At 57.0% G+C, this 12,478-nt stretch carries 8 protein-coding genes and 1 pseudogene; 2 read left to right on the top strand and 7 right to left on the bottom strand.

Annotated features, from left to right (window positions below):
* Positions 1-1,068 precede the first annotated feature (1,068 nt).
* From ABYT07_RS14555 to ABYT07_RS14525, 7 genes and pseudogenes are all read right to left on the bottom strand, one after another.
* On the bottom strand, positions 1,069-2,385 hold the full coding sequence (locus ABYT07_RS14555) for a hypothetical protein (protein WP_372992765.1): 1,317 nt from the start codon (positions 2,383-2,385) through the stop codon (positions 1,069-1,071).
* 317 nt (positions 2,386-2,702) lie between these two features.
* A pseudogene (locus ABYT07_RS14550) lies at positions 2,703-2,940 on the bottom strand (transposase); the annotation flags it as partial.
* Positions 2,941-3,020: 80 nt separating this feature from the next.
* On the bottom strand, positions 3,021-4,325 hold the full coding sequence (locus ABYT07_RS14545; protein ID WP_372992764.1) for a TRAP transporter large permease: 1,305 nt from the start codon (positions 4,323-4,325) through the stop codon (positions 3,021-3,023).
* Complete coding sequence (locus ABYT07_RS14540; RefSeq protein ID WP_372992763.1) at positions 4,322-4,870, bottom strand: TRAP transporter small permease subunit; 549 nt, start codon at positions 4,868-4,870, stop codon at positions 4,322-4,324. Before ABYT07_RS14540 ends, ABYT07_RS14545 begins: the two co-directional genes overlap by 4 nt.
* A gap of 90 nt (positions 4,871-4,960) precedes the next feature.
* Positions 4,961-6,073: a C4-dicarboxylate TRAP transporter substrate-binding protein gene (locus ABYT07_RS14535; RefSeq protein ID WP_372992762.1), complete on the bottom strand. Its 1,113-nt coding sequence runs from the start codon at positions 6,071-6,073 to the stop codon at positions 4,961-4,963.
* Positions 6,074-6,151: 78 nt separating this feature from the next.
* Positions 6,152-7,861, bottom strand: a complete 1,710-nt coding sequence (locus ABYT07_RS14530; RefSeq protein ID WP_372992761.1) for an AMP-binding protein — start codon at positions 7,859-7,861, stop codon at positions 6,152-6,154.
* A gap of 37 nt (positions 7,862-7,898) precedes the next feature.
* Positions 7,899-11,126 (bottom strand): carboxyl transferase domain-containing protein, encoded by a 3,228-nt coding sequence (locus ABYT07_RS14525; RefSeq protein ID WP_372992760.1) that lies wholly within the window; start codon positions 11,124-11,126, stop codon positions 7,899-7,901.
* Positions 11,127-11,311: 185 nt separating this feature from the next.
* On the opposite strand from ABYT07_RS14525, the gene ABYT07_RS14520 reads away from it, so the two are divergent.
* Positions 11,312-11,917 carry a TetR/AcrR family transcriptional regulator gene (locus tag ABYT07_RS14520; protein ID WP_372992759.1) on the top strand — a complete coding sequence of 202 codons (606 nt, stop codon included), beginning with the start codon at positions 11,312-11,314 and terminating at the stop codon, positions 11,915-11,917.
* A 259-nt stretch (positions 11,918-12,176) separates the two neighbouring features.
* Positions 12,177-12,478 (top strand): sodium:calcium antiporter (locus ABYT07_RS14515; RefSeq protein WP_372992758.1); only part of this gene is annotated, 302 nt, incomplete at its 3' end.

The raw sequence follows: 12,478 nt of genomic DNA, 5'->3' as shown, positions 1-12,478 counted from the left end.
CGGGCCTCTTTGCATGCGGCGAAATCGTCGGCGGTGTCTTTTTTGCGGGCTATCCCGGCGGGTCGGGCCTCACGTCTGGGGCTGTATTTGGCCGCCGTGCGGGGTATGGCGCATCTCAGATATGAGGGCAAAATATCTCGATAGACCTACAGCCTGATAGAGGATTCCATACACTCGCCAGCGAAGCACCATGTAGGCCTTGAGGTCAAAGGTTGTCGGGCGTGACGTTGCTTGCCCTCTAAATCCGGAAACCACGATGGTCCAAAATATGGTCGACGAACAGATGCGTCAGGCTATCTTTTGGACTGTTTGCTGGATAGACGGCATAGTCGTCAATTTTGGAAAGACGGATATGAGCAATGGAATGCCGCTTACGGATGCGTTTACCCACTACCTTAAGTGGAGACTTCCAGAGTAGCGGTGTCCACACCCGACATTCTCTTGACCGGATTCTGATCGCTTAATCTGAAACTGAAGCCCAGATTGGTAGATGTATTCGCATGGGGTGCGACTGTTGCGTTTTTCAACCTATCAGCGAACCCGCCGCCAGAAAACCAATCAGCGACCTTACGTCTGTCAAGATATGTTCAACTTTGGGCATAAAGCTGGATCAACAACACTGTGAGATTCATTGAGATCTTAAAACCTCTAAACCTTTGATCGATCAGGATCTAAACCATTCAAGTTGCAAACACGACATCGACGTTATTTTAGCCCACTCGTTGAAGCCACACGTGTTCTGTGTCTCACTCCATTATGTCCCGCCTTAGGGGGAATATTCGGGAGTTTCCCACTGTAAGACTTGCGAACAGCAACGGTGATAAAGGAAATTACATGCCAGAAAAGCTCAAAAACGGACCATCAAAGAAACCCTTCAAGGAAAGTGGGAAAGGGCGTGACAACAACCCGCCCAAGCCAAAACCTGCGACAAAAAAGAAGGACGCCAATAATGGGTAAGGGACAAGGGAATGGAGGCGGCTGGCCTGCCACGACGGGCAAACCCAGCGGAGGCGGACGCTCGGACAATGGTAAGGGCAAGTAATCCCGTGGAGGGCGCTTTCGCGCCCTTCACTCCGTTTGCGTTTCGGCTCGCGACTCGGCCTCATCCCACTGCATTCGGATGAATGGAATTACCTCTTTTGCTAAAGTGGGCCAAGCTTCCCAGATGTTTTCCATTTCTACCATAGACCTTTCATCCTCTTTGTCCGCGTCTCCTAGATCGAAAATTCTCTCAAGGTAGTCCGTAAAGCCAGCCACCTGCCCGTCGAGATTCAAAGTTGATAGCTGTTCGTCAAACCTTTGCACGACTTCGGGTTTGAAATTCGTTTCCATAGCTTTCATCAGGTTCAGTCTGGTCTCCTCGACAAACTTGAAGGTCAGCTGTTCTCTTCCGTTCAAAATTCGCCCGAGTTTTTCAGCTAACTTATCGGGTTTCCTTCCATCGCTATGATGTGAATACAAAAACTCTGCTATGTGTCTGGTTTTCGATGGTTTACCTGGTCCGCTCGGCTTCGGCCATTCGTGACGGGTCGTCAGGGGTCCCTCTTCGACAAACGTCTTCAGCCTGGCAACCCACTGTCGGCTCGCTGTCCATCTTGTCCCGTCGATCATTTTTGGTAACAACAGCGGCCAGTCTTTTCTGCATTCGGGGCAAAGAAAAGCCTCGACCAAGGCAAATTGCCAGAGAACGCCGGTTAAAGCCATCTTCAGTCCCGCTTTCCCCATTCGGTCAGCTTTGCCTCGAGACTGTTCACTCTCAGGTAAGCTTACGAGGTCTAACAGCTCTTGGCCCGCAGACGTCATGCCCAGCGGGTGCTGCTCCAGAAACCGAACCCTACTTGCGGGCCCTTTGCTACTGTCGTCCGATGAAAGCTCCGCACTTAAGAATTCGAGCCTTTCAATCTCCGCAAGCGCCAAATCCATTCGCTTGCGCCAGCGCTTCCAGTTCACTTCCGCTGAATGCCGCGCCTCACAGTATAAAATGAAACCACGAAAATAAGCTGAGATGCCCCGCCACCTACACAGATCCTCGATATGATCGCCGCGCACCCGCCAAAAATAGCCTTCCTCCGACCCAAGAGAAGCAACAGATTCAATAACTTCGGAATCCGTCAAATATTGTGAATCCCGCTTGTCATTAATGAACGTCAAGACTGTTCGCGCACCGGAGTCATGCGACAATTTATTCCAAAAGGAACTGGCCGCTTCCAATTCATCAGAGCTTCCTTTTAGCGATCTCTCAAGGGTCTTGTATGCATTGTCAGCTCCCCGACCTTTTCTCGACCCAAGCACCATTGAGGGAGCCATCGGTTTTACAACCCCACTGGCGGAAGTTGCATTCCGGTAATTTCCGATAAGGCGCTGAAGGTAGGGAAGAGTAAACATTTTCCTCAGTCTGGATCGCTCCGGGTCAGTCGGAGACCCTAAGCTTCATTTCACGCGACCATAACTAGCACGTCGCGCGGTGCATAGAACTTCTGTTCAGCCTCAGCTGGGGGTATCCGGCCACCCTTGCTTAGCGGCTGTGATACCTGATGTTTGGGTTATCAGTTTTAGGCGCTTTCGCCACCCTTTTTGAGTTTGGTTTTTCGCATACTTTGCCCGTCAAGTTCGACGCGGTAGGCTATTGCGTACCACACGATCGAGAATGGCATCGGCGAAGATGGGTTCGCCGATCACGTCATGCCATGCATCGATACCCCCTTGATATACTGCTCGGCAGTGCTGCGCGGGTAATAGAACCTACCGAACCAGCCGGCTCCATCGGTAGGTTCGTAACGATACAACCAACATTGGGAACAGCTCGACCGGGTGCCATTCGATTTTGGCGATGACACAGCGCTTCTTGTCCCAACAGGCGGCCTGATACTGGAAAACTTCGAAGAAGCGCTTTACCTATTTCACCGACGGGCACCCCACGGGCCGGGTCTGTCGAACAGCGCAAAAAGTGCGCGCGGCAACTTCGCGACAGGACCTCTTGATGGAGCGCGGCATAGGCATTGGTTCAACTCAGGGCACTGTTACGACAAGCTAGGCAACCACAGGATCACCTGCGGGAAGGCCACCATGATTGTCACTACCACCGCATCGGCCACTAGAAACCAGATCACTCCACGAAAGATCACACCAAGCGATATTGAGCGGTCCACGACCCCCTTGATGACGAACACGTTCAGGCCGACGGGCGGAGTGATCATGCCGATCTCAAGGAACTTGGCGACGAAGACACCGAACCAGATCAGTGAAATCCCTGCCTCGTTCACCACGGGCAGCAGCACCGGCAAGGTCAGCAGCATCGCCCCAATCGGGTCGAGGAACATGCCCAGAATGATATAGACCAGCGCGATCCCAAGCACCAAGGCTAGTTCAGATGCGCCAAAAGTCAGGATCGTCTGCGTGATCAGCTCGCCAGAGCCAGAAAGCGCCAGAAACCTTGTCAACAGATTAGCCCCGATGGCGATCAGGAACAGGGCAGCCGTTGTCACGATTGTCTCGTTCACAGACTGACGCAAGGTAGCAATTGTCAGACCGCCACCCGCCCAAGCAATAATGCAAGCAGCGAGCGCGCCGACGGCCCCTGCTTCAGTCGCAGTGAAAAGGCCGGCGAACATTCCGCCGATCACGACCACAAAAAGCAATATAACAGGCCAGATCCCGCGAAGGTGGGCAAAGCGCTCGCCCCAATCTGCGGGGTCCTCACGCACAGGTGCCAGCGCCGGATTGATCCGCACTCTGATATAGATCATCGCGGCATAGATCACTGCCGTCAGAACACCGGCTCCGATACCGCCCAGAAAAAGTTGGCCAATCGGCACTTGGGCGAAAATCCCGAACAGGATCAACAGGATTGATGGCGGGATAAGCGCGCCCAGTGTGCCGGCAGCAGCGATCGAACCCGTCGCCAAACCGGGATCATAGCCCGCACGCGTCATTTCGGGTACCGCGATGCGGCCCATGGCAGCGGCACAAGCCACCGACGACCCGGTCACCGCCGCAAAGCCTCCCGCGCCGAAAACCGACGCAATCGCAAGCCCTCCGGGCAAGGCTCCTAGCCACGCCCGCGCAGCCCCAAATAGCGCCCGGGTCATGCCGCCGTGATAACAGACATAACCCATCAGCAGGAACATAGGCACCGACGACAACGTCCATTTTGCCGCGAATTGATAGGGCACACTGGTTAGAATTCCCCAAGCGGGTCGCGGCCCTAGCAGGATATAGATACCCGTAAAACTGACCAAAATCAGCGAGAGGCCAACAGGCATCCTGAGTAATAAAAGTAGCGCCAGAACGGCCAGTCCGGCCAATCCAATAATTTCGGGTGTCATTGGCCTGTCTCCTCGGCGATCTCGGAAATGTCAGGTATCAGCGGCTGACGCGCTTCCTCGGCACCTGCCACGCCTAAAATGATACGCAGCAAATATGTCATCGCCAGCAGGGCAAAGCCTGCAGGCAGAAGGAAATAACCCTGCCAGACAGCCATTGAAACACCATCCTCCACTGCGACAGACCCACTGGAATAGCGGCGCATCGCCTCGTCCCACATGGTCAAGGTCAATCCGCAACATGTCGCGAAGGCCAACACATGGACCAGCAACCCGACAAGCCGCTGTGCGGCAGGTCGAAGGTTGCCATAGACTAGATCGACCGAAATATTACGGTCCTGCGCCTCGGCCATTGCGAGCGGCAAGAAGGCGATGGCGACCATGAAGTAATTGGCCACGATCACCGAAACAAAGGGAATACGCGCGTTAAAGACTTGTCGCGCAAACGCGTCAGAGGCGACAGTCAGCATCATCGCAATCACCGCAACAGCTGCAATCGTAGCGGCGATGCGGGTCAGGAAAAGGTCGAAACGGATCAGGTTTGCCATCGGGATAGCTTTCGTTTGACGAAGGTCTGGCTGGTAAAGATCAAAAATGGCCCGCCGCACCTGTATCGGTACGGCGAGACCGTTGCTGCTTTAACCCAGTGCGGCAGGATCGATTTTTGAGAACACTTCACGCAGGTACAAATCACCGACCGTCTTCGGGTCGCTGGTGTCGATGTCTTTCACCAGTGCGTCCCATTTGGCGACTAATTCCTGAAAGCGAGTAACCTGCGGCTCGGCGTCCGAAATGCCGTATTCATCGCGGTTCAAGGTCACAACCGCATCCATGTCAGAGGTGCGGAAGGCTTCAGATTTCTCTTTCACATCGGCTTCGGGCTCAAGTAGCTCGACGCCATGCGCCGCAGGGTCCGCCAAGATCGCCTCGGCCTGATTAACGCTATCGATGGTCGCAATTGCGTGGCCGATGGCGGCACCGTCGATCATCGCACGCTTGGTCTCATCACTCAGCCCGGCCCATGTCATCGCGCTTATGTTGAACATTGTGTTGCCGATGAACACCGCAATTGGCTGATTCAGGGCATAGTCCGCCACTTCACCCGTCGACAGAGTATCGAGTGTTTCCAGCGTGTGTATGTTGCCGTCGATATGACCCTGGCTCATGCTTTCGTAGATATCCGTCGCACCTAATGTAATCGCAGAAGCGCCCATCGCGTCCAACCAACGCGCAAAGGGGCCAAAGCCGCGCACTTTGATGCCTTCGAAGTCGGCCAGCGCCTTTACCGGCTTTTGGTTGTACATGTAGTATGGGCCAGTGACCGTGTTGCCCAAGAAAATCTGACCCGCAGCATTGAACTCGGCCAGACAAGGCGCACAGGTGAACATAAATTCGTTTGCCGCGCCGGCCATCGCAACCGGATCAACTCCCGCCGTGCCCATATCGCTCAGCATGTTGGCATAGGGCAGTTCGGCCCGATGATACGCTGGCACGACGAAGCCGCTGTCAGCGATGCCGTCGCGCAGGCCTGTGAAGGTTTCGGTAAAGTTCAGCAGCGAACCGGCGTAGATCTTGATCTCGGTCTCGCCGTTTGTCTGTTCCTTGATGTAATCGGCCCAAGCCTCGGTGCCGTCGATCAACCCGCTCACGCCAGCTGACCCGATGGCGTGGCGCAGCGTGTCGGCCTGTGCCATCGGTGCTAGAGCGATTGCCGCCATAGCGGCTAGTGTCATCAATTTAAAATGTTTCATGTTATCCTCCGATTTACATGTGTTTTCTACCGCCGCAGACACCTCCCTGAGCTACGGCATCCTGTCTTTCGCTGACTGCTAAAGCAGTTCAGCTAGTTCTTCTTTCTTAACCTTGCCTGTGGCGGTCATCGGCAATCCGTCGACCAACCGGATTTCCGGCACTTTGAACGACGCCATTTGCTCGCGGCACCAAGCGCGCAGGCTGTCGGCGTCGATACCCTCTGCCTGTTCGGGGTCGAGATGGACAAAGGCTACTGGTACCTCGCCCTTCGCTTCATCCTTGCGACCGATCACGCCCGACCCAAGGATCGCGGGATGGCGGCCAAGTAGCATTTCGATCTCGGCTGGGAACACCGGCATGCCGTTCACTTTCAGCATTTCCTTTCGCCGCCCCAAGTAGTGAACAAAGCCGCGGTCGTTCACCATTCCGATGTCGCCCGTATGCAGCCAGCCATCGCGCAGGGCGTGGGTCGTCTCGTCGGGTTTGTTCCAATAGGACTTCAGGACCGAGGGGGAGCGGATGCAAATCTCACCCGTCTCGCCGATGTCTTTCAGGGCACCCGTTTCAAAATCTCGAATGATGATATCGGTTTCGGGCACCGGAAGGCCTACGAAAACCGGCTGCTGCTGCAGGTCATAGTCATCATCTTGCAGACCTACGGTAAAGGTGTCGCAAGTGTTGGTTTCAGTCATGCCGTAGGCGGCCTCGACCATCGTGCTATCGGTCAAGTCGCGCCATTCGCTGCGGAAGGCCGCACCCAGCTTCTTGACGAAGGAACAGACCGAGGTGTTACGTAGCGACGTCAGGTCATATTCCTTGGCGCGCGGGTGACGCATGACTTCTACCGCGTTGTCGACCAGCAAAGTGACGATGGTGGCACGGTGTTCGGCCACCGCCGCCATCCAGCCCACTGCGTCCCAGCGGTGCAGAATGCAGACAGCCGCACCGGTATAGACCGGCGCGAGCACGCCCAAGTCCTCTCCAGCGATCCAAAACATCGGAAAAAAGTTAACCACGACGTCGTCGGTCCCAGCATCGCCCATCGCGCAACCGCAATAGGATGCAACGGTGTAAAGCATATCGCCGTGGGTGTGGACGCAGCCCTTTGGCATGCCTGTTGTGCCGCCGGTGTAGTTCAGCGCCGCGACTGCATCCAGATCGGTGCAGTCAGGGCCGGTGAATGGCGTCGCCGTTGCAAGCGCCTCCAGCAGCCGTTCAATCCCTTCGGCCTCTGGCGCGTCGCCCATGCCAGCGGGGCGAGGTACGGCTCCGCCTTCGCCTGCCATTTCCGCAGCTCCTGTAGCCAACATCAACTTCAGCGGGGTGTCTGCCGCCACCGATGCCACCAGCTGTGCCAGATCGTCCTGAAACACCAGTGTCTCCGCCCCGCTGTCAGTCAACTGATATGTCAGCTCGATTGCCTTGAACATCGGGTTTACCGGCACCAGAACCGCACCCAGCTTCATGATCCCCCAAAAGCAGATCAAGAACTGCGGACAGTTGCCCATCATAACCGCTACACGGTCGCCCGCGGTCACACCGCGCGCCAGCAACAACCCTGCAAAGCAGTCTGAGGCATCGTCGATCTCGGCCCAACTAAGGGTGCGACCATAGTAATGCACCATCGCATCGTTCGGTCGCGCTTTGGCTTCGGCGCGGACATACTGGCTCATGGGGACCTTTCCCATGCGGTAATTGATCTCGCGCGAAACGCCTCTTGGCCAGCTTTCGGCCTGACGCTTACGGAGGACTGTTACTTGCTCTTCGATCAGCTGGTCTTGGGTCATCCCGTCATCCTTTTCGAAAATTTGTCACCGGAGCGCATCATTTGTGCGCCGCAATGCGCATACCTTTTGCGATCCAACCGCGCGTGTCCGCCGGATCAATTACCGCGTCGATTTCATGGGTCGAAGCGACGTTGATCGCGCCGCCCCGCTCATAGAGGCCATTGACCAGTCGGTCATACAGCGCTTCGCGTTTCGCGGGGTCCGTCTCAGCCTCAAGCTCTTTGCGATAGCCAAGCTGTACAGCCCCTTCGAGACCCATCGGCCCGAACTCGCCCGTGGGCCAAGCCAGCGAGAACGCAGGCTCCCCCAGGCTGCCCGCTGCCATCGCTTGCGCACCAATGCCATATCCCTTGCGCAAGCAGACAAAGAACATCGGCGCATCCAGATTGGCTCCCGCCGAGATCAGATCGCAGGCTGCAGCCACCGCCCCTTGGGCTTCACTTTCTGGGCCGACCATGAACCCCGGCGTGTCGCACAGCGACAGCACCGGCAGCGTGAACCGGCCGCACAAGTTGATGAACCGTGCCCCTTTAGCCGATGCTGCCGCATCCAGCGCGCCGCCCAAATGCTGCGGATTGTTGGCGATCACGCCCATCGGCCGGCCTTCGAGCCGCAGGAAACCAGTGACCATGCCCTTCGCGTGCTCCGCCCCCAGTTCAAGAAAGCTGCCAATATCAGCCAACCCTTCGATCACCGGGCGGATCTTGTAGGACCGCTTACGGTTCTCGGGGATCATATGGCGCAGCAGGCGCTGGTCAGGGGCGTCCCAGTTGGTGAGCGCACCTTGGAAATACGACAGAACATCGCGAGTGGCGCGAATGGCGGCGTCGTCATCTTCGGCCAGAATATCCAGAAGCCCGTTTTCTGCGTGCATCGGCGCGGGGCCGATCTCTTTTGGGTGAAATGCACCGATGCCGCCCGCTTCGATCATCGCGGGACCGGCCAGACCAATCCAGCTGTTGCGCGTGGCTATGCGAATATCGCCCGCACCAAACAGCGCCGCGTTGCCCGCAAAGCAAAAGCCGGAACTGACCGTGATCCGTGGGCCCCACCCGCGCAGCCGCGCATATTCGGCAAATGTAGTGACCTTGAGGCCCGATTGCACAGTTTCGGCAAAATCATCGTCATTGGGTCGTCCGCCGCCACCTTCGGTAAAGAACACCGAGGCCAATCCGCGCTCTCTGGCCACTTCGATCATGCGGTCGGTTTTAAGATGGCCAAAGTACCCTTGAGTGCCAGCCATGACTGTCGAGTCATAGGCGAGCAGCGCCACTTGGCTGCGGTCCTCGGCAAAGCGGTCGGCATTCATCGAACCTACGCCAGTGACGATCCCGTCGGCAGGCGAGATGTCAATCAGCGCGTCGACCCCCAGCTTGCGCCGCTGCCCCGCTAGAACGAGCTGGCCGTATTCATGAAAGTCGCCGCCCTCGCACAACGCCGAAACAATCTCGCGCGTGGTGCGCTGGTCGCGGCTGCGGCGGCGTTCCACCGCTTTGGGGCGGTTTTCGTCCAGCGTGCGAGCCAGCCGATCATTCAACGCCTGCAAATCGGGGCGAATATAGTCAGGATCCGCTACCGCATCATCGGCTGCAATCTCGTCCAGCGTATCATTAGGCATGAAGGCCAGAACTGGCGAACCCGATGCAATCGTCTTGCCCGGCTCGACGTAGACTGCAACCACCTTGCCGCCCGCTTCGGCCAGCACTGTGTGCTGCATCTTCATCGCCTCGATCACGGCAACAACCTGCCCTTTAGCAATCTGGTCGCCAACGGTCACCTGGACCTCATGCACCATCGCCTGCATCGGCGCGTGCAGGGCTTCAGCGCCCTTAGGAATCTCGTGAGTATCAGCGGCCTCGGCGGTATTCGCATCGAAATAGCGCGTCTGGCCGGTCTCTTCGACAGACAGCCGCTGCGACTGCGTGTCCAGCGTGCGCACGTCCACATCCCATGCGGTGATAGCGGGCAGCCATAGGAGCGATCGCAGAAAACCAATATTAGTCCCGACGCCGTCAATCTGGAACTCTGAAAGTGCCCGTTCGGCCTTGGCAAACAATCGTGCAAGACCACCTGAAGGGTCGTGGACTACAAGCTTGGCCAACATGGAATCAAAACTGGGGTTCGTGCTATAGCCTGCATAGGCATAGCTATCGATCCGCACCCCTGGCCCCGAAGGTGCCGCATATGTGCTAAGCCGGCCGCCGGTGGGTGTGAACCCGCCCTGACCGTCCGGTGTTTCGGCGTTAATTCGCGCTTGCACAGCAAAGCCTTTGGGCCGTGCGGGCGCATTGCCCAGACCCACATCGGCCAGTGTCTTTCCCGAGGCCAAGCCAAGTTGAATTTCCACCAGATCAAAACCGGTTATTTCCTCGGTGATCGTATGTTCAACCTGAATGCGTGGATTGGTTTCGATGAAATAAAACGCACCGCTATCTTCAACCAGAAACTCGACCGTTCCCAGCCCGCGATACCCGCAGGCCTGCCCGATCGCGACAGCCGCCTTCAGCAAGGCGTCGCGGACGTTGGTGTCAAGATTTGGCGCGGGAGCCAGCTCGATCACCTTCTGATGACGGCGCTGCACCGAACAGTCCCGCTCCCAAAGATGGGTCACGTTCTGCCCGTCGCCGACGATCTGCACCTCGATATGGCGTACCGACTGCAAGAACCGCTCGGCGTAAAGCTGGTCATCGCCAAAGGCCGACAACGTCTCGGCACGCGCTTGGGCAAAGGCGGTGTCGATCCCGCCTGCGTCCTGCACCATCCGCATGCCGCGCCCGCCGCCGCCGTTCACCGCCTTGATCATCAAGGGTGCGCCGCCCTGAGCGTCGAAGAATGCGTGCAGATCCGCCGCCGTCGCTAGAAGTCCAGAGCCTCGCAACACTGGCACACCAGCTTCTTCAGCCATCGCGCGGGCCGAAACCTTGTCGCCCTGACGGCGCAGGGTCGCCGCATCGGGCCCGACAAAAATCAGACCGGCATCAACGCACGCATCGGCGAAATCGGCACGCTCACTCAATAAGCCGTAGCCCGGATGCACCCCGTCACAACCCGTGTCTTTCGCAATCTCAATCAGCGCATCAATGTCTAGGTAACCAGCCACACCTGCCTGCGGCAGAACTCTCACCATATCAGCATGCTTGATGTGCAATGACGTTGCGTCGTCCGCTGTGTGTACGGCCACAGATACAATACCAAGAGCCGCCGCGGTGCGCGCCACGCGAATTGCAATCTCCCCGCGATTGGCAATCAATAATCGTTTGATCATCGGTGGCCCTCCCTTGCTACCGAGTTCTTTGCCGATTGGGTATATGCGCATAGGCATAACCCACCGGCGTCTTGGTAACCGTCGGTTACTAAACTATCCGGAGATTAGTTTCACACCCGACGTAAAGTCAACTTGATAATGGTCGTTCTATTGACGCCGTTACTTCGCCGGAGGATAACAATCAGATGAAATCAATCAGCGCCTTCCCGACCAAGCAAGAAATGCGCGATCATAAGCGCCGAGAAATCGTGCGCTGTGCGTCAGAAAAATTCGGGGCTGAGGGGTATGAAAACGTTCCTCTCGATGCAATTGCTGCTGAATTAGGTGTGACCAAAGCGGCGCTATATAATTATGTCAGCAGCAAGAATGATCTGCTTATGCAGTGCTATGAAGTCGGGATGGACAGCCTGATCGCGGCGGTTGAAAAGGCCATGGATATCCCCGGCACCGCAGCAGAGCGCCTGCGGAACGGGCTGGAGACATATGTCGTCACGATGACGCGCAAAGACATGCAGTATCTCTGGAACTACATCCGCCCGCTGCTGTCCCCCGGTGATAAGCGCAGTGTTCAGACTAGCCGCGACCAGATCGACAGTCTGTTTCGCGCCGTGCTGCAAAACGGCATCGACGACGGGTCGCTGCGCTCGGACCTTGATCCCAAGATAGCCAGTCTGGTGATCCTGGGCGCAATTAATTGGGTTGGTATCTGGTTCAGGCCTTCCGGCGCTCAGAAATCGCAAGAGATAGCCCGCGCAGTTGTTAGGGACGCGCTACTCGGATACCTAGCCTAAGCTCAGGACTAATAACCAGAAACCGGACATGCGGCGCTCGCAGCCCCAAGGTCCGCTGCGCCGGACTTTCCTGCCGTTCGCTGCCCTCAGGGCAGGACGCCGTGACATACACGAATGGATAACGCATCGGTTGCTTGATGCGTGGGGCGCGCTTTCCTGATCATCGCGGCAAAAATTCTTTTGCAATCGCTCTTGGGGCACGTGAATGGGGCACCTATGTTCGCGAAGGGCGGACGGGCTGCTCACAAGGAAAATCGAATTGGACTACATTTACGTCGTCGCCGGTCTTATAGGCCTTTTTTTCGGTGGCGAGGCACTGGTGCGCGGCAGCGTCGGGGTTGCCCGGCGGATGGCGATCCCGCCACTACTGATTGGCTTGACTGTTGTGGGTTTCGGGACGTCCACGCCGGAGTTACTCGTCTCGGTCCAGGCCGCGTTGGGCGGTGTGCCTGACATCGCGGTGGGCAACATCGTGGGATCGAACATCGCCAACATCCTGCTAATCGTTGGCCTGACCAGTCTCGTCTGGCCGATCCGTGTCTCTGGCGGGACACTGCGGCG

The organism is Sulfitobacter sp. (assembly GCF_041552635.1).
Lineage (GTDB): Bacteria > Pseudomonadota > Alphaproteobacteria > Rhodobacterales > Rhodobacteraceae > Sulfitobacter.
The sequence above is the reverse complement of the archived record's forward strand: the minus strand, read 5'-3'. Positions and strand labels throughout refer to the sequence as shown.